The organism is Arthrobacter sp. HS15c (assembly GCF_040812005.1).
Taxonomy (GTDB): domain Bacteria; phylum Actinomycetota; class Actinomycetes; order Actinomycetales; family Micrococcaceae; genus Arthrobacter.
The window spans coordinates 356,982-374,816 of sequence record NZ_JBFOHM010000004.1 but is presented as its reverse complement, the minus strand read 5'-3'; the positions used below and the strand labels follow the sequence as shown (position 1 = coordinate 374,816).

19 protein-coding genes are annotated in these 17,835 nt (G+C 66.4%); 14 read left to right on the top strand and 5 right to left on the bottom strand.

The window, feature by feature from the left end:
- Positions 1–44: 44 nt before the first annotated feature.
- The 6 genes from ABV518_RS08645 to ABV518_RS08620 are packed head-to-tail and all read left to right on the top strand — an operon-like array spanning position 45 to position 5,239.
- Positions 45–440, top strand: a complete 396-nt coding sequence (locus ABV518_RS08645; RefSeq protein ID WP_367766512.1) for a DUF6379 domain-containing protein — start codon at positions 45–47, stop codon at positions 438–440.
- Complete coding sequence (locus ABV518_RS08640; protein ID WP_367766510.1) at positions 437–1,540, top strand: sugar phosphate isomerase/epimerase family protein; 1,104 nt, start codon at positions 437–439, stop codon at positions 1,538–1,540. The genes ABV518_RS08645 and ABV518_RS08640 overlap by 4 nt, the downstream gene beginning before the upstream one ends.
- Before the next feature lie 17 nt (positions 1,541–1,557).
- Positions 1,558–2,622, top strand: coding sequence for a sugar phosphate isomerase/epimerase family protein (locus ABV518_RS08635; RefSeq protein ID WP_367766508.1), 1,065 nt, complete (start codon positions 1,558–1,560; stop codon positions 2,620–2,622).
- 8 nt (positions 2,623–2,630) lie between these two features.
- Positions 2,631–3,029, top strand: coding sequence for a DUF6379 domain-containing protein (locus ABV518_RS08630; protein ID WP_367766506.1), 399 nt, complete (start codon positions 2,631–2,633; stop codon positions 3,027–3,029).
- The gene (locus tag ABV518_RS08625; protein ID WP_367766504.1) at positions 3,026–4,222 is read left to right on the top strand and encodes a Gfo/Idh/MocA family protein; all 1,197 of its coding nucleotides are present in this window, start codon (positions 3,026–3,028) and stop codon (positions 4,220–4,222) included. The genes ABV518_RS08630 and ABV518_RS08625 overlap by 4 nt, the downstream gene beginning before the upstream one ends.
- A gap of 12 nt (positions 4,223–4,234) precedes the next feature.
- Positions 4,235–5,239 (top strand): sugar phosphate isomerase/epimerase family protein, encoded by a 1,005-nt coding sequence (locus ABV518_RS08620; protein WP_367766503.1) that lies wholly within the window; start codon positions 4,235–4,237, stop codon positions 5,237–5,239.
- A 144-nt stretch (positions 5,240–5,383) separates the two neighbouring features.
- Here ABV518_RS08620 and ABV518_RS08615 read toward each other — a convergent pair whose 3' ends face one another.
- Positions 5,384–6,385, bottom strand: a complete 1,002-nt coding sequence (locus ABV518_RS08615) for a restriction endonuclease subunit R (RefSeq protein ID WP_367766501.1) — start codon at positions 6,383–6,385, stop codon at positions 5,384–5,386.
- A gap of 58 nt (positions 6,386–6,443) precedes the next feature.
- Between ABV518_RS08615 and ABV518_RS08610 the strand changes: the two genes are divergently transcribed.
- Positions 6,444–6,869 (top strand): DUF6379 domain-containing protein, encoded by a 426-nt coding sequence (locus tag ABV518_RS08610; protein ID WP_367766499.1) that lies wholly within the window; start codon positions 6,444–6,446, stop codon positions 6,867–6,869.
- A gap of 106 nt (positions 6,870–6,975) precedes the next feature.
- Here ABV518_RS08610 and ABV518_RS08605 read toward each other — a convergent pair whose 3' ends face one another.
- Positions 6,976–8,238, bottom strand: a complete 1,263-nt coding sequence (locus ABV518_RS08605) for an ROK family protein (RefSeq protein WP_367766497.1) — start codon at positions 8,236–8,238, stop codon at positions 6,976–6,978.
- A 106-nt stretch (positions 8,239–8,344) separates the two neighbouring features.
- Here ABV518_RS08605 and ABV518_RS08600 point away from each other — a divergent pair, with 106 nt between their 5' ends.
- From ABV518_RS08600 to ABV518_RS08585, 4 genes are all read left to right on the top strand, one after another.
- Positions 8,345–9,385 carry a Gfo/Idh/MocA family protein gene (locus tag ABV518_RS08600; protein WP_367766496.1) on the top strand — a complete coding sequence of 347 codons (1,041 nt, stop codon included), beginning with the start codon at positions 8,345–8,347 and terminating at the stop codon, positions 9,383–9,385.
- Positions 9,382–10,200, top strand: a complete 819-nt coding sequence (locus ABV518_RS08595; protein ID WP_367766494.1) for a hypothetical protein — start codon at positions 9,382–9,384, stop codon at positions 10,198–10,200. The genes ABV518_RS08600 and ABV518_RS08595 overlap by 4 nt, the downstream gene beginning before the upstream one ends.
- A 139-nt stretch (positions 10,201–10,339) precedes the next feature.
- Positions 10,340–11,842: an MFS transporter gene (locus ABV518_RS08590; protein WP_367766492.1), complete on the top strand. Its 1,503-nt coding sequence runs from the start codon at positions 10,340–10,342 to the stop codon at positions 11,840–11,842.
- A gap of 21 nt (positions 11,843–11,863) precedes the next feature.
- Complete coding sequence (locus ABV518_RS08585; protein WP_367766491.1) at positions 11,864–13,444, top strand: GMC oxidoreductase; 1,581 nt, start codon at positions 11,864–11,866, stop codon at positions 13,442–13,444.
- 21 nt (positions 13,445–13,465) lie between these two features.
- Here ABV518_RS08585 and ABV518_RS08580 read toward each other — a convergent pair whose 3' ends face one another.
- Complete coding sequence (locus ABV518_RS08580; RefSeq protein ID WP_367766489.1) at positions 13,466–13,837, bottom strand: lipopolysaccharide assembly LapA domain-containing protein; 372 nt, start codon at positions 13,835–13,837, stop codon at positions 13,466–13,468.
- Between the two features lie 165 nt (positions 13,838–14,002).
- On the bottom strand, positions 14,003–15,178 hold the full coding sequence (locus tag ABV518_RS08575; protein ID WP_367766487.1) for an ABC transporter substrate-binding protein: 1,176 nt from the start codon (positions 15,176–15,178) through the stop codon (positions 14,003–14,005).
- Positions 15,179–15,380: 202 nt separating this feature from the next.
- Here ABV518_RS08575 and ABV518_RS08570 point away from each other — a divergent pair, with 202 nt between their 5' ends.
- The 3 genes from ABV518_RS08570 (at position 15,381) to ABV518_RS08560 (ending at position 17,348) form a co-directional block, all read left to right on the top strand.
- Complete coding sequence (locus ABV518_RS08570) at positions 15,381–16,199, top strand: HAD family hydrolase (protein WP_367766485.1); 819 nt, start codon at positions 15,381–15,383, stop codon at positions 16,197–16,199.
- Positions 16,200–16,294: 95 nt separating this feature from the next.
- The gene (locus ABV518_RS08565; protein WP_367766483.1) at positions 16,295–16,540 is read left to right on the top strand and encodes a hypothetical protein; all 246 of its coding nucleotides are present in this window, start codon (positions 16,295–16,297) and stop codon (positions 16,538–16,540) included.
- 16 nt (positions 16,541–16,556) lie between these two features.
- The gene (locus ABV518_RS08560; protein WP_367766481.1) at positions 16,557–17,348 is read left to right on the top strand and encodes a glycerophosphodiester phosphodiesterase; all 792 of its coding nucleotides are present in this window, start codon (positions 16,557–16,559) and stop codon (positions 17,346–17,348) included.
- A 24-nt stretch (positions 17,349–17,372) separates the two neighbouring features.
- Here the strand turns inward: ABV518_RS08560 and ABV518_RS08555 are convergent, their stop codons facing one another.
- Entirely contained in the window at positions 17,373–17,798 is a 426-nt protein-coding gene (locus ABV518_RS08555; RefSeq protein WP_367766479.1) for a hypothetical protein, read from the bottom strand.
- Positions 17,799–17,835 lie beyond the last annotated feature (37 nt).

The following is a 17,835-nucleotide window of genomic DNA, read 5'->3' as shown; positions in this document are numbered from 1 at the left end:
CTGACGGCTGCTCTTCAGCGCAAGGCACAGACAAGGAGGTCTCGATGATTGCCGACCGCATTATCGAGCAAGGAACACTTACCACCGAGGGCGGACGCACCGCCATAGAGGTCCGGATCCCGTGGTATCGCGCCCTTCCGGGCTCATGCATCGCCGGAGCTGCATTGACAGTTGACGGCGTCAGCGCCCCGGCGGATTCACTGCGCTGGACCATGAACGACCGCACGTTCAGCTTCGAGGAGCTCGTGGATGAAACCGGTGAATGGTGGTTCCCGCTGGACTCGGCCGTCCTGTCCGGCGATCTGACCGTGACAGATGACGATGCCGAGCACGAGGTACGTGTGGACCTCAAGCTCTACATCCCCTACATCATCACCGACCACGGCGTGCTCCACATCGAAGAAAACGACACCAAGACCATGAAGGTGGCACAGCGATGACCAGCCTCGGCACGCCGATCCAGGGCGTCACCCTTTACAGCTTCACCCGCGCCTCCCACGCCCGGCAGTACGACCTTGACGGGCTGATCCGCAAAGTGGCCGCCGATGGGTTCGGACCCGGCCTCGAACTCATCGGCTTCTCGAGCCTGCGCGGCTTCCCGGACCACATCGATGACACGTTTGTGGGCCAGTTCCGCGACCTGGTCACCGAGGTGGACCTGGTCCCCACGTCGCTCGCGATCAACGTGGACACCGGAATCCGCCGTGACCGGCTGATGAACCACGACGAGCTGGTTGAGTACATGCGCCGCCAGATTGAGGTGGCCGCCCGGCTTGGCTTCCCGATCGCCCGCGTGCAGATCTCGCTGACTCCCGACGCCATGGAAAGCCTGCTTCCCGTGGCCGAACAGTACGGCGTCACGCTTGCCTTGGAAGTCCATGCAGACCAGCACGGCGCCCACGAGCGCGTCCTCGCCCTCCGCGACCGCTACGAGAAACTCGATTCGCCCCTGCTCGGTTTCACCGCGGACTGGGGAGCCACCGTCACCGGCTTTGCGCCGTCGCTGCTGGAGGCCTACCGCCGTCGGGGTGCTTCCGAGGACCTGCTCCGCCAGGTTGTTGACCTGTGGAACGGTTTCTACGCGGAAGGACCGCCCAACACCCAGAAGATCCACGGTGAACGCTTCGGAGCCTTCATTGGCCTCGCAGCCCGCAACGGCCGGCCGGAACTCGGCATCGACTTTGCCATCAACGGGACCGGGCTCTTCGGCCCCGCGCCAGTGGACACGTGGCTCGAAATCATGCCCTGGGTCCGCCACGTCCACGGCAAGTTCTTTGGCATCGACGAGAACGGCGAGGAGCCCTCGGTTCCGGTCCGCGGCCTGGTCCGCCAGCTCGTGGAGAACGGCTACTCCGGCGCCATCTCCAGCGAGTACGAGGGCTGGCACTGGAACAACTGGCAGGACCCGTTCGACATCATCCGCGGCGAGCAGGCCGTCCAGCGTTCCGCCGCAGCCAACGCCGGCTCGGCCATGATCACGGACTCCGCCGAAGCACGCCGCATCCTCAACAGCCACCTCGCCCAGCCCGTCCGCGGCTGAAACAGAAGGAACACAACATGTCAGAAGGCATCGCAGGCTCGGGCATCGAGCTCGGCATCACCCTCTATTCGCTTACCTCAGAGTTCGCCGCCGGGCTCTACACCCCCGAAACGCTGATCAAGGCTGTCGCCGATGAAGGACTCGGTCCCGGCGTCGAATTCAACATCGCGCAGATGCTCCGCACCTACCCCGACGTCGACCAGGACTTTGTGCGCCTGTGGCGCGACAGCATGGACCGCTACGGGCTGACGCCCAGCGCCGTGGGAACCAACCTGGACATGGGCCGCCGCAAGGACCGCGACATGACGCCCGACGAGGAGTACGACTTCTTCGCCAGGCAGCTGCACACGGCCAACCGGCTCGGCTTCCACCGGGTAGTGATCCGCTCCGCCGGAAAGGAACTGCTCCGGAAACTGCTTCCCTTGGCTGAGAAATACGACCAGAAGCTCGGCTACGAAATCCACGCACCGCAGGGCCCCAACGATCCCAAGATCCTGCAGATCCGCGAAATGTACGCGGAGCTGGGAAGCGACCGGCTCGGCTTCACGGCAGACTTCAGCTCCACCATGCACAGCCTCTCCCCGACCCTTTACCGCACACTGACGCAGATGGGGCTCCCCGAGGAGCACTTCGCCGTCATGCAGGACATCTGGCGCAAACCGCTGCCCATGCAGGAGCGCAACCAGGAATTCGAGGATTACCTCAACGCGAACAACTTCGACCCCGCGCGCCTGGGCCCGTTCACCCGGCTGGCCTTCAACATGCACGGGCTGGTTCCCCCGGAGGAATGGCTGGACATCATGCCGCAGATCTTCCACGTCCACGCAAAGTTCTACGACATTGACGAGCACGGCAATGAGCCGGCGATGGACATTCCCCGCATTGTGCGGCAGTTCGTCAAGGGCGGCTACCAGGGCTACCTGTCCAGCGAGTGGGAAGGACACGCCTTCGCCGACCTGGGCGAATCCGATCCGGTCGACCTCGTCAAGAAGCAGCACACGCTCATGCGCCGTGCCATCGAAGAGGCTGTCGAGTCCGCAGCCCCCGATTCCCACTCCACCCTGGTCGAGACAGCGAAGTAAGGAAAGTCATGGCAACTCACAATTCCCTGTTCCAGGACACCGACGTCCGTAGGCACCCCGAGGGCATCGCCGTGTCAGTGCAACTGCCTTGGTACCGCAGCCTCTGGCTGTCTGCTGTTGACGACGTCGTCGCATCCGTCAACGGCGACGAGGTCCCCAAGGAGTCCCTCCGTTTTGAACTGCAGGGGAAGTCCTACTCCATTGCCGAACTTCCCGAGCAGTGGGAAACCCTGTGGTTCGTAGCGGACAAGCCTGAGGTGATCATCCCGCTGGACCGCGTGCCCGACGCCGGCGAAGAGATCGACGTCGAGGTAATCCTCACGCTCCGCCTGCTCTACATGCAGATTGCGCCCCAGCGGTACGTGGGCAACCGCGTGGCGGTGGAACGCAAGGTGGTGCTCGCATGAAAACCCTGCGCGTGGCCATGATCGGCCACGGGTTTATGGGTGCCGCCCACTCCCAGGGCTGGCGGACAGCCCCCCGGGTGTTCGACCTGCCCGCCGAGCCGGAAATGGCAGTTGTTGTAGGCCGGAACGCGTCCGCTACCGCAGCTGCGGCCAGAAAGTGGGGCTGGGCCGAGTCAGCCACAGACTGGCGCGACGTGATCGCCAGGGACGATATCGACGTCGTCGACATTGTCACCCCCGGTGACTCACACGCCGAGATTGCGATCGCCGCACTGGAGGCGGGGAAGCACGTCCTGTGCGAAAAGCCGCTGGCCAACACTGTGGCGGAGGCCGAAGCGATGGCCGAGGCCGCCGAAAGGGCGGCTGCCCGGGGCGTCCGGGCGATGGTGGGGTTCACGTACCGCCGGGTTCCGGCCGTCACGTTCCTGCGCGACCTCATCGCTGAAGGTGCTGTTGGCAGGATCAGCCACGTGCGGGCATCCTACCGGCAGGACTGGCTGGTGGACCCGGAGATGCCGCTGGCCTGGCGGTTGCAGAAGGAGCATGCGGGTTCGGGGGCGCTGGGGGACATCGGTGCCCACGCGATTGACCTGGCCCAGTTCGTCACCGGCCTGAACCTGCAGAAGGTGTCCGGGGTCATCGACACCATTGTGAAGGAACGGCCGCTTTTGGATGGGGCCGCTTCCGGTTCAGGCCTTTCCGGCACTGCCGGTTCTGGCAAGGGCGCGGTGACCGTGGACGACATCGCCATCTTTACCGGCCGGTTCGAGTCCGGGGCGCTGGCGTCGTTTGAGGCCTCCCGCTTTGCCACCGGCCGGAAGAACGCCCTGGAGATCGAAATCTCCGGGGACAAGGGTGCGTTGGCCTTCGACCTGGAGGACCTCAACAGAGTCCAGTTCTATGACCGCACGGTCCCGGCGGACCGCCAGGGCTTCCGGAAGATCATGGTTACCGAAGCTGAGCATCCGTACGTGTCCGCGTGGTGGCCTGCCGGCCACATGCTCGGGTACGAACACGGATTTTCGCACCAGGTCAAGGACCTGGTGGAGGGCATCGTAGGCAACACGGACCCGCACCCCACGTTCGCCGACGGGCTGCGCGTGCAGCGGGTGCTCGACGCCGTCGAACGCAGTTCCGCAAACGATTCAGCCTGGACGGGCGTCGCTTCCGGCGTTCGCGTCCACGCCGGCTAAGGAGGAGAAGGCATGGCCCGACCAATTACGTTGTTTACCGGCCAGTGGGCGGACCTGCCCTTCGAGGAGGTGGCCAGGCTCGCGGGAGAGTGGGGGTACGACGGCCTGGAAATCGCCTGCTGGGGTGACCACCTGGATCCCTGGCGCTGGAACGATGACGCTTACATTCAGGGCAAGCTCGACGTCCTGGAACGCCATGGCCTGAAGGTGTGGACCATCGCCAACCACCTCAAGGGCCAGGCCGTCTGTGACGACCCGATCGACGAACGGCACCGCGGCATCCTGCCGGACGTTGTCTGGGGCGACGGCGATCCTGAAGGGGTCCGCCGTCGGGCTGCCGAGGAGATGAAGAATACCGCGCGGCTCGCCGCCAGGCTCGGCGTGAAGACGGTCACCGGGTTTACCGGGTCTTCCATCTGGAAGTACGTGGCGATGTTCCCGCCTGCCACCGAAAAGATGGTCGACGCCGGCTACCAGGACTTTGCGGACCGGTGGAACCCCATCCTCGACGTCTTTGACGAAGTGGGGGTCTGGTTCGCTCATGAGGTGCATCCGTCGGAGATCGCCTACGACTACTGGACAACGCAGCGCGCTCTTGAGGCGATCGGGCACCGTGAGGCTTTTGGGCTGAACTGGGACCCGAGCCACATGGTGTGGCAGGACATCGACCCCGTGGGGTTCCTGTGGGACTTCAAGGACCGGATCTACCATGTGCACTGCAAGGACACGAAGAAGCGGCTTGCCAACGGGCGCAACGGCCGCCTGTCGTCCCACCTGCCGTGGGCTGATCCGCGCCGCGGCTGGGATTTCATTTCCACCGGGCACGGCGACGTGCCGTGGGAGGATGCCTTCCGAATGCTGAACTCCATCGAGTACAGCGGCCCGCTGTCCGTCGAGTGGGAGGATGCGGGCATGGACCGGCTGGCCGGAGCGCCCGAGGCCCTCGGGTTCGTCCGGCGGCTGTCCAGCTACGAGCCCTCCGCGGCCGCATTCGACGCGGCCTTCAGCACGAAGTAAGCAACCGCCGAAAGAGCGGCCGACCCGTATTTCCCGGGCCGGCCGCTCTTTCTGCGTGGCGCGCGGAGGGTGCGCGAACTGGCAGCTAATGACCCCAAATCCACTTTTTGAGGGCATTAGCTGCCAGTTCGCGCTCGGCTTGGGTCAGGTGGCTGCCCCGTCTGCTAGTGCCGTGGCGGCAACGGCCAGGTGCCGGCGGGTGATGTCTGTGGGGTCATCCTGGAGCCACTCGTGCCCGCCCCATTCACTGGTGAGCGTGCCGGAAAACCCGCTGCTGTCCAGGAGCCCGCCGAGGTCGCGGAGCGGCTGCGAAACGCGTCCGTCAGAGTCGTCCAGGTCCCAGAACTTGAGGTGGAAAGCGCCGACAAGGGGAAGGATGTTCCGAAGGTCTGAGGCGTCGCTGCGGCCGAAGCGGATGACCAGGTTCATGAAAAGCGTGTGGACATGCGGCGGCACGTTACCGGACTGCAGCAGGTCCTTCACGGCGTCGAGCGTGGCAGGGTTTAGCCATTCATCGGCCAGCCGGGTCACCAGCTCAGCGGGGACGCCGCCGCGGCGCAGTTCCTCCAGGTAGCTGGCAGGCAGGGCGGGCATGAGCATGCTGATGTCCACGAGGACCCGGACATGACCGTCCGCCAGCCCTGCGATCGCCTCCAGGGCCGGGGCTATGGCGGCGCTATCGGGGGCCTGCTGCCCTTGGATTTCCTCGTAAAGGACCAGGTCGAGCTCGTGCAGCAACGGCTGCACCAGGGCCAGCAGCTCGGCGCCCGCCTGGCCGATCGGCAACCGGACTCCGGTAGCCCCCACCCGCCGGGCCGCCTGGAGCTGGGGAACCAGGAAGTCCAGCCGCTGCCGGGTGGACCGCCGCTGTTCCGGTGAGAGGAAGTCGTCCAGGCTCGCGCCGACAATGCTCACCTTTCCGCTCACCTTGTCCAGGGCATCGCGGAACTCGTCCACCTCGGCATCCCGGGGCTCCGGAAAGGACCGCCACAGCTGTCCGGGCTCCAGCTCGACCGTATCGGCCACGCCGTCGGCGACGATGCCGGTGACAATGTCCAGGGCCGGGCGGCGCGCCGCCGTGACGTCAGATGTCCAGTTGAAGGCACTTGCGCAGAGGGTCCAGGTTTCAGGAATTCCAGTGGTCATGGGCACCTTTTCAAATAAGCGTGTTAATGACAAACTTATGTCACTTTTAGGATAAAGGATGGAAGTCTTGTTGCAAACAGCCCTGCGCGAAGATGCGCTCACCACCACTGCGGATGGCTTCGAACTTCGGATCGGGCTGCCATGGATCCGCTCCATGCCGCTGTCCAGCGTCTCGGGCCTCGCTGTGGAAGTCGACGGCGTGCCGGTGGGTCCGGAGGATCTTGCCGTGCGTCTCGGGCTGCGGGACATGGCGGTTGAGGCGTTGCGCCAAGAGTCCGGCTGGTGGTTCGTTCAGGACCGCCTGATGGTGACCGGCGGCCGCCGACTCGCGCCCGGCCCGCATGCCGTATCAGTAGACTTCCAGCTTCTGGTGCCGTACCTGCAGGCGCGGCCGGGCTCGCCGCTGATCCTGCCGTTCCACCTGGAAGCCCAACTTGAACCCGGTTGGGCAGCTGTTTCGGACGTCGCCAGGGACGTCGCCTGACGATTCAGGCCGCATCCCGGATTACGACGGCGGTGACGCTACTTCTGGGAGGCGGGTTCGCCCGCGGCAACCCAGTAGTTGAAGCGGGGAAGTGCTCCGGTGAAACCTATGCCGATACCTTTGCCCGTTCCGGTGAGGGCCGGCCCTCCGCGAACCAGCGGGGGAAGGTGACGTCGAAAAGCTGCTCGCGTGCCAGTTCGGCTCCGCCGCGCAGCGGTTCTCGCTCATCGTTGACCGAGAGCGTGATGGTGAGGTCCCGCGTGGCGAGCGGCAATGACAGTTCGTAGACCCGTTGGCGCACCTCGGCCAGGAATACCTCGCCGGCGGAGCCCATCGCGCCGCCGATCACAATAATTCCCGGGTTGAACATGTTCACCAGGGCTGAAATGGTCTCGCCTGCCACTCTCGCCGACTTCTGGACGAGGGTGATGGCGAGCGAATCCCCAGCCTGGGCTGCGAGGGTGATCTGCTCAAGAGTCAGCGCTCCCTTCTTCGCACTCGCTGCCAGGGAGCTTGTGGCGCCTTCCTTGATGGCGAGCTCGGCATCCCGGACGAGCGCCCAGCCGCCGGCCACGGCTTCCAGGCAGCCGATCTTGCCGCAGCGGCACTGTGCATCCGAGTCGGAGACCCGGACATGGCCGATGTCGCCGGCGGCCCCGTTCGCGCCCCGGTGGATCCTGCCCTTGGACAGCAGGCCGGCACCAATTCCCGAACCGATCTTGCAATAAATCAAGTCGGCCAGGGAGTCGCGCCGCCGTGCGCGTTCCCCGAGGGCGAGCAGGTTGGAGTCGTTGTCCACCCAAACCGGGGCATTGAAGCGTTCTTCAAAAGGAGTGCGGACATCGTAACCGTTCCACCCCGGCATGATCGGGGGCGCCACGGGCTGCCCCGATGCAAAGTCCACCGGGCCGGGAAGCCCTACCACCACACCCCATACGGGCACCGTGGGGTCCTTCTTGAGTAAATCGTCGACCAGGGACATGACCGCATCGATGGTCTTCTCCGGACCCTGCGCGATATCCCAGGCGCGGTGCGTGTGGTCCAGGATGTCGCCGTCGAGCGCAGTAACGCCGACCCTCATATGAGCCGCTCCAAGGGCGCATATGACGATCTTTCCCTGCTCCGCCCGGAAGCGAAGGGTCCGTGGCGCGCGACCGCCGGACGAGGCTCCGAACTCGCCATCGCCCAGGAAGCCGATATGGATGGCCTGGTCCACGCGTTGACTGACTACGCCCCTGCCCAGGCCGGTGACCTTGCCGATTTCCGGGCGGGTGGTTGCTTCGCCCGTGCGCACCAGGTTGACGATCCGCAAGAGGCTCGTCACTTCATCCGTTTGGGCTCCAAAGCGGAGTGTGGAGTCTGTCGTCATGGTCACAATTCTCACACATTGGGGCCCACTAAGGTGTCGTGGGACGCGACTATAGCCAGAACGAACCTAACTTATGAATAATAGAGACATAAGAAGGAGGGCAACGATGCCTTGGAACGTAGGTGTGCTGGGTGCCGGGCCGGGGGTTGCCGCGCTTCATCTGGCGACGCTGGGCCGGTTGAGTGAGCTGTTCGATGTGGTGCATATTGCCGATGCCGGCAGCGGCCGTGCCCGAGGCCTGGCTGAGGGGCTCGGTGCACGTTGGTCACAGGGAGAATCGGATCTTCTTGCCGACCCGGACGTGGACCTTGTGGCGGTGTGCAGCCCACCCGCAGAGCATGGCCGGCAGGTCCTCGCCGCCGTCGCTGCCGGGAAGCGGGCCATCTTTTGCGAGAAGCCGCTAGCCACCAGCCCGGAAGAAGCTGAAGTAGTGGTCGCCGCCTGCCGTGCGGCCGGGACCATCCTCCTGGTCGGCACGAACCATTTGTTTGATGCGGCCTGGGGGCATGCCAGGCACCAGCTTGTGGCACTCGAAGGGCGGGTGCAGGCGGTCTCTGTCACGTTGGCGCTGCCGCCGAACGACCGGTACCACCGGCTGGTCGCTGAGGGCGGGCCTTTCCAGCCTCCCCGTCGGGGCAGGCCGGACTTGAACGACCCCGCCGTGGCGGCGGATATCCTGCGGCAACTGCTGACGGGCCTTGGGATCCATGACCTCCCGGCGCTGCGGGACCTTGCGCCCACGATTGAGGAAGTGGTGTACGCGCGGCTGGTTCCGCCGATCGGCTACGTAGTGGGCTATCGCGCGAGCGGGGTACTTGTGCAGCTTGCCCTCACCATGCTTCCGGCGGGGCCCGATGCGCTTTGGCGGATGAGCATCTCCACGTCGCATGACCGCATCGAGGTGGACTTTCCACCGGCGTTTGTCCATGCGGGAAGCGCCGCCACGCGCGTCCGCACCCCCGGCGGACGCTGGACTGACTACGGCCGTGATCCGGAAGACGGGTATATGGCCGAGTGGCGCCTGGTGGCTGCGCTCCTTGAGGAAAAGGTGCCCGTGGAATACGACGAGCTGCTTGCGGACGCCCACTACGCGACTGCCCTGGCTGACGGCGCCGCCGCGAAGCTGCTCGAGGGAGTGCACGCATGAGCGGGGAGACCCAGCGGATGGGCGTCTGCGCCGTCCTTCCCGACTACCGGGCCGCCGTCGCCGAACTCCCTGTCACTGCGGCCTTGTCGGAAAGCCCCCGGGGTTCCGTGGTGGTGGTGCCCGGGGCCGGCATGTGGTGGGACCGTGCGCTCGCAGCCCGGGCGGAGGGTGCGGCAGCCCTCGTCATCGCGGACCCGCAGGACCTGCCGCGGGAAGCCCGGGAAGTCCTCCGGACGCTGACGGGCATCCCCGTCATTATTGAGCGTCCCCGCCTGAGGCCCGATCTGGTTGCCGATGCAATCCAGGGTCGGGCTGGTATTCCAGCCAGCATCATCGCCGTCGAGTGCGGCGCGCCCGCGTCGGAACTTAGTCCGGTTCTCCGTGACGGGTTTGGCTGGGCAAGGGTTTTCGCGGGTGGCCCGCTGAGCCTCCTTTCCGGCGCTGCCACGGCCCAGGCCAGGGTGGCGCTCCTGGAGCCCCGGGAAAGGCGGGCCGGTCCCGCCGTCACCGTTGCAGGCAATGTGGAGGCGGGGCACGGCCCGGGTGGCCTGCTGCGGATCCTGGCACTGGGCGAGGTGAGGTCTGAGGTGTCGGTGGACCAGCCTGCGGGTCTGACGAGGCTTGAGACCTGCACGGAGGAAGGCGGGCTGGTTGCTCCGCGCCGGTTTGAAGCGTCGGCGCGGCTGGCGCTGCGGCGGGCTTTCGAGGCTTGCTCCACGGGCGAAGCCGTGACCGACCTTGAAGACTTCCTGGACGATTGCGCGCTCGGGTGGGGCCTGGCTGCATTCGGAACGGCTGACCAAGCCAGCGTCTGATCCTGTCATTCTTCTGTTGCTTTCAGACAAAAGTGCGTTATGATGGATGTGTCGTCGGGGTCCCCTCGGATCCGTTCTCCGCCGCGATGGTGCGGCGGAGGCACAACACGTCGCGTCGATGGCCCGATCGTTCGGGTAGATGACTATGCCACTTTCGCCTTTGAGATTCCGTCTCCTTGTTATATCCCTGCTCACGGTCTCCTTCCTCGGAGCCCTGGACCACACCGTGGTGTCCACTTCGCTGGCAACCATTGCCGGTGAGCTGGGTGCCCTGAAACTCATGAGCTGGGTTGTCGTGGGGTACACCCTCGCAAGCACCGTGCTGTTGCCGGTGCTTGGCAAACTCGGTGACGTCCTGGGAGCCCGCCGGGTCTTTCTGGTCTCGCTCGTGACGTTCCTTGCTGCTTCCCTGGCCTGCGGCTTCGCCCAGGACATCTCCTGGCTCATCGCCGCGCGCGTCCTGCAGGGGATGAGCTCCGCCGGCCTGCAGCTGATGTCCCAGACCATCATTGCCCGCGTGACCACCCAGCGGGAACGGCCCCACTACATGGCCATCATCGGCGCGGCCTTCCCCATCGCGATCCTGGTGGGCCCCGTCCTCGGCGGTGCCATCACCGACTACTGGGGCTGGTCGTGGGTCTTCTGGATCAACATTCCGGTGGGAGCAGTGGCCCTCGGCCTGGCGCTCGTCGCCGTCCCGCACCTTGAACCGGGAAAGGCGCCGCGCCATTTCGACGTCGCCGGAGCCGCTGTCTTCACGGCCGCCCTGGTGTCCCTGGTGCTGGCTGTGTCGTGGGCGGCCGAGCGGAGCGCCGGCACTGCCACCATCGCGGCGCTCGCCGTCAGCGTTGTTGGTTTCGCTGCCTTCTTTATGGTGGAGCGGCGGGCGCCTGAGCCCATCGTGCCCCTCAAATTGTTCGCCAACCGCACTATTGCGGCCGGCACCGCGCTCTCGGCGATTATCGGCGTCGGGCTATTCTCTATCACCGCCTACCTGCCTACGTATTTCCAGATGGCGTACCAGACCACGGCAACCGTATCCGGGCTCGTGCCGATCGCCACCGTGTTCGGCATGCTGGTCAGCAACCTCCTCACCGGGTATTTGGCGAGCAGGACGGGCCGTTACCGGATCTTCCCCATCATTGGCACGTCGCTGGGAGCCGCCGGTCTTTTTGTGATGGCCATGCTGCCCGCCGGGCTCCCGCTCTGGGTCCCGATGATCGTGATGGGTGCGGTGGGCATGGGGACCGGCGCGTTTATGAGCCTGATCATCGCCGTGGTGCAGGGCGCTGCTCCGGCCAGCCAGACCGGCACCATCACCGCAACCATCAACCTCGTCCGGCAGGTCGGGTCAACCGTGGCCACGGCGATCATCGGCGGCGTGATCGGCTTCGGCGTGGCCGCCCTCCTTCCGGCAGGCCTGGACCCTGCCACCCTGACCCCCCAGTTCGTCCACGGGGCTGCGCCGGCCGTGCAGGCGGACATCGCCCGGATTTACAGCACCGTGTTCGTTCCCATCTTCATTGCCTTGGCGGTCACCTACTCAGTCGGAATTGTCGCCGCGGTCCTGCTTCCGCAAGGCCGCCTGTCCGATGAAGCGGTCCCCGCCACCCAGCCGGCGTCCCAGACCCTTCCGGCCTGACCCTTTAACGAAGGAGACACCATGTCCACCAACCCCACCATCGCCATCGTCGGCAGCGGTCCCATCGGTTCCACCTATGCACGCGTGCTCCTGGAGCAGGTCCCCGGCGCCCGCGTTGTCATGTTCGAGGCGGGCCCGCAGCTCACGGACCGCCCGGGCGAGAGCGTCCGGAACATCGCCGACCCTGATCAAAAGGCCCGTGCCCGGGAGATGTCGCAGGGACCGCAGGCCGGCGCCTACCGGGAGTCACTCGGCATCCCGTCCGGAACCGTCACCGAGGGCATGTTCACCGCGCGCCAGGGCACGCACCTGCTCGATTTCGGCGGAACCGGCTCCGCGCACGCCGCCGGTTTTCCCGCCGCGGCTGCGGCAACCAACGTCGGTGGCCAGGGCGCGCACTGGACCTGCGCGACGCCGTCGCCCGCCTTCAGCGAGAAGATCCCGTTCATCACGGACGGCGAATGGGATGAACTGATCGGCACCGCGAAGGGCCTGCTGCACGTGCAGGGTGCGGCGTTCGCCGACTCGGCCGTCGGTGCAGCCATCAGGTCCCTCCTCGACGAGGAGTTCGGCGCGGAGCTTCCCGAAGGGTACGGCGTGGATACCCTGCCGGTGGCTGGGGACCCGCAGCCGGACGGCTCGATCCGCTGGGCAGGCGCGGACGTTGTCCTCGGCCCGCTCCTCGATCCGGACAGCCCGCTCTCACAGCAGTTCGAACTGCGCGACCTGACGTTGGTCCGTCGTGTGGAACTGGACGGGCACCGCGTCACGGGGCTCACGGTGGAGGATCTCCGTACCGGCGGGACGTCATTTGTGGCCGCTGACATCGTGGTGGTCGCTGCCGATGCCTTCCGGTCGCCGCAGCTCCTGTGGGCGTCGGACGTCCGCCCGCAGGCCCTTGGCCACTACCTGACCGAGCACCCCGTGGTCATCTCGACGGTGGCACTGGATGCCGGGAAGATGGAGCGCTTCGCCACCGAGGCGGACCTCGACGCCGAACTGGCCCGGCGCGCCCTCAACCCTGCCGATCCCGTCGCGGCGGTAAACCGCATCCCGTTCTCCGAGCCGGAGCACCCCTTCTCCGTCCAGGTCATGTACTCCGAGTCCACCCCGTTCCCTATGGAGCCCGGAACGCCCTACTCGGAGAACCGCTGGGGCTACGTCAACATGGGCTACGGCATGCGCAAGCACCCCCGCTATGAGGATGCGGTGACCTTTGACGACAACGAGCCGGACTACAGGGGCTTCCCGAACATGACCATCGAATACGCGCTCACCGAACGGGAGAACTCGGAGATTGCCGACGCCACGGACCGGCTGCGCCGGGCCGGCAAAGCGCTTGGGGCTTTCGTGGCCGAGCCCAGGCTGATGCCCAACGGCTCCAGCCTGCATTACCAGGGCACCATGCGCATGGGCGAGACCGACGACGGCACCTCAGTGGCCGATCCGTGGTCGCGGGTGTGGGGCTACAGCAACCTCGTGGTCGGCGGAAACGCGCTCATTCCCACGGCGACGGCCATGAATCCCACGCTGATGAGCGTCGCCATCGCAGTCCGCGGCGCACGGAAAGCCGCAGAGGGGCTGGGCCAGGAACGGGCCTGAGGGCAGCTGCGGTCAGCTCCGCTAGAGGTTCGTAACCCTGCGCCGCCGTCGTTCAGTGCGGCGGAGCTGGAGGATGCGGGCGCCGCCGGCGATCGCCACAAGGATTCCGCCCCCAACGGCTGCGATGAAGAAGGCCACCCCCTGGGCAAGCCGGCCCTCCCAGCCCAGGAACTTGACCGACACCATGTCCTGGTTCTGGATGAAGAAGATGATCAGCAGCACCAGCACCGCCAGGCTGACGGCTACGGCACTCCAGATAACGGCGGCCCGGGTGACGCGGGTGGGAACAGCCTTACTCGCGGGTGGAGGGGCAGGTTCGGTGCGCTGAACCGTGGGCCGGGAATCCGGCGCGGGCGGCACAGCGGCGGGTGGCAGCGGTTCTTCGGAGCTCATACCGTCATTGTCCCTCCGCGCGGGCCTTTTGGCGGGACGCCGGTGAACATCCGCAGGGCGGCTGTTCCACTAGAACCGCCAGAACGCACGAACCCGCCCACCCGCCCCGAACTGTGTGAAGTTCCGGGCGGGTGCGCGGGTGACGTGTGGACTGAGCGGTAGGACCTACTCCTTGCCGAGCCCAGCAGCCGAGGTCTTCTCCCCTGTGACTTCATTGAGGGCGGTCAGGTCGAAGATCCCGTTGATGTCCGCCTGCTTGGTGGTGCCGGCTTCAACGCCGTCCTTCAGCAGTTTGGGGTAGGTCCCGGCCAGCGGATCCACGGTGAACACGATGTTCTTCAGGGACCGGTCGATGACGTCGGCCTTCAGCTCGGCGCCGGCGGCTTCCTTCAGTGCGGCGTTGATGACCTTGGCCTTCTCGTCAGCGGCGGCGCTGTTCAGCCACTCCACGGACTTCACGTGCCCCTTAAGCAGGGCCTTGACGGTGTCCGGGTGCTCTGCCGCAAACGTCTTGCTCACGATCAGGATGGTGGTGGGGAACTCGCCGGCCTTGCCGGAGAGCGAGCCGTCCCAGAGGTCCTTTTCGTCCACGAGGACCTTGGCGCCGGCGGTCAGCACCAGGCGGGAGGCCCAGGGCTCAGGCAGCCACGCGCCGTCGAGCTTTCCGTCCTGGAACAGTTTCAGGGTCTGCGCGTTTTCGGTCGGGTTGATGGCCACGTCGCCGCTGCCGTCAACGTTGGTTTTGTAGCCCTGCGTGGCGAGCCAGGCGCGGAGCGCCACGTCCTGCGTGCCGCCGAGCTGCGGCGAGGCAAGCGTCTTGCCCTTGAGGTCAGCGGCGGAGGTGATTTCCGGGCGGACCACCAGCTGCGCACCGCCGGCGGCGGCACCGGCGATGATGTTCACCGACTCACCGCCGCTCTTGACGAAGGAGTTGATGGCCGGGTTCGGGCCGATGTACGTGGCATCGATGGCGCCGGCGTTCAGGGCCTCGATCGCGGCGGGGCCTGCGTTGAAGACCTGCGTGGTGAGCTTGGTATCGCCCAGTTCTTTGGCGATGTAGCCCTGGCTGACACCCACCAGCGCGGGGGCGTGGGTCACGTTGCCGAAGTAGCCGAGCTTCAGCTCCGCTGCGGGGTTGCCGGCCGGTGCGGCGGCCTCGGCCGAGGCGGTGCTCGATGAGCTGCTGTTGACGGCTGATGCCACGGCAACGCCGCCGCCGATCAGGGCCAGGATGCCGGCCACGATGCCGATCTTCAGGCCGAGGGGGCGCTTGGGCGTGGCGGACTGGCCGGCCACAATGCGGGTGGAGTTCTGCGGACTGTTGTCCTGCGGTGTTGTCACGGGGATTCCTTTGTTGGGGCGGGTACTGGAGATGAGATTACGGACGGCCTCCCAGCGCCACAACGGGTCATGACACGGACGTTCACCGGACGTCGCGGACGCTCAACAGAACGTAGCCGGGCGTCAAAAAACGTCGCGGGGCGTCTTCAAACAACGGGGTCCGGCGCCTGATGGCCCCGGCCAACGCACGTAGACTGGCAGGATGCGGCTCGTAGCAAGTGACATTGACGGAACGATTCTTGGGCACGACGGAAAGATCAGCGACCGCACCGTCCGGGCATTCCACGCCTGCCGGGAGGCCGGCGTCGAACTCGTTTTTGTCACCGGACGCCCGCCGCGCTGGCTGCACCCGCTCGAAGAACAGCTCGGCCACACCGGCACCGTGATCTGCTCCAACGGGGCCGTGGTCTGGGACCTGGAGGGCAACCGGCTGGTGTCCGCGCGGGCGCTCAGCATCGATGCGGTCCTGGAGATCCGCCGGATCATCAAGGACCTGCGGCCCGCCGCGCTGTTCGCCGCGGAAACCCTGACCGGCTTCCACCTGGAGCCCGGCTTCATCGAGAACGGCTCCAGTGAACTGCTGGCCGAATTCACGCCCGCGCCGCTCGCCGACACCCTCACCCCGGACGACGCCGTGGTCAAGTTCCTCGCCATTGTCCGCGAAGGCACCCCGGACAGCTTCCTGGCCGAGGTGAAACCCGCCGTCCAGCACCTTGCCGCCGCCACCCACTCCTCGCCCGGGGTATCCATGCTGGAGCTGTCCCTCCCCGGCGTCAACAAGGCCGTCACCCTGGCCGAGTACGCCAAATCCCTGGGCATCAAGGCAGCCGACGTCGTGGCCTTCGGGGACATGCCCAACGACATCGAGATGCTCCGCTGGGCCGGCCACGGCTACGCCATGGCCAGCGGCCACCCCGAGGCCATCCTCGCCGCCGGCCAGCAGGCGCCCCACTTCGACGACGACGGCGTGGCCCAGGTCCTCGAGGCCAGGCTCGCGTCGCTCGGGGTAAAGCTTTCCTAGTCCGGCGGCCTATTCACAGCTGGCGCTCACCTGACGTTTACCTTGCCGCCCTACCGTGGGCAGTGGACAACCGATCCGCGGCTCAAGGGGACATCATGGCAAGGAACGTCAAGCACGATGCGGCCGAGGCGCCGCTGCGTCCGGCGGTACCGGAGGCCCACTGGAAGAAGCTGAAGCAGGGCGACCGTGTCCTGGTCCGCCTCACGCCCGGCTTCGAAACCGGCGGCGTCGTGGACGCCATCACGTGGGACCACTCGGCCATCTGGGTGGACCTCGACGGCGGCCGCGGCCGCACGCTGCTGCACTGCAGCGACGGGATTGAGGTTGTGCTCCGAGAGTAGGCGGTACGCTCACCATGTGACTGCACCCTCGCCGTTCCTGCACAACGCCGGCCATTCCGTGGCCCTGGCCCACCGCGGCTTCTCGCGAGAGGGGCTGGAGAATTCCATGGCCGCATTCCGCGCCGCCGTCGACCTCGGCTACCGGTACCTGGAAACCGACGTGCACACTACGTCCGACGGCGTCCTGGTGCTTTTCCATGACGAGACGCTGGACCGGGTGACGGACGGCGCTGGCCGCATCTCCGAACTCACCGCCGCAGAGGTTGCCGCGGCGCGGATCGGCGGACGCGAGCCCGTGCCCCTGTTCGACGAGCTGGTGGCCGCGTTGCCTGGTATCCGGCTCAACCTGGACGTGAAGGACTGGCACTCGGTCCGCAGCCTCGCCGCCGCCATCGAACGGCACGGCCTCCATGACCGGGTGCTGGTGGCCAGCTTTTCAGACCGCCGACGCCGGGCGGTGCTGAAGCTGCTCAGCCGTCCGGTTGCGTCGTCGGCCGGGATTGCCACGAACACGCTCTTTTTCCTGTTGCGGCCGCTGCCCACCGCCTGGCTGAGGCTGCTGCTACGGGCCACATTGAATGATGTCCAGGCGCTCCAGGTTCCGGTCAGATATGGGTCGGTCCGCGTGGTCACCCCAGGCTATGTCCGGCGGGCGCACGCCTTGGGCCTGGCGGTGCACGTGTGGACCATCAACAACCCGGCCGAAATGCGAAGGCTGCTGGACCTCGGCGTGGACGGCATTGTCACCGACCGGGCGGACCTCCTGAAGCAGGTCCTGCTGGAACGCGGGCAGTGGCCGGAAAACTAGGTCCAGCCACTCCGTAACGCAAGGTCAGCTGCGGCCCAGCGCTGTGGAGGGATCCTCGTCGCCCTCACCGGGGTCGGCGCGCAGGGCGTCGGGATCGCCGTCGGGCAGGCCGGCCGGACCCGGAACGTCGCGGGGCACCTCCCCGGCTTCCTCAGTAGCTGCCGAGCCGGCGTCTTCCGCTGCACCGTCGGTTGCGACGTCCGGGGTACTGACCGGCTCCGCCGGCGGGGACGACACGGGACCGGTCGCCGGGCCGGCCTTCAGGCCAGGCGCCTTCTCCTTCTCGGCCTCCATCGCATTGGATCCTTCGCTGATGGACGAGTGGACTTCGACGTCGCTGTTTGGATCCGTTGGTTCCGGAACCCGTGCGTTCTCCGTGGGCGATGATGTTCCCGCCAGGTCTTCCATGGCGTTTTCCGCTGCCTTGCCGATGCTGTCGCCGATGCCCATGTGAGTGCTCCTTCTGGCCAGGGGACGCCGGTTTTGC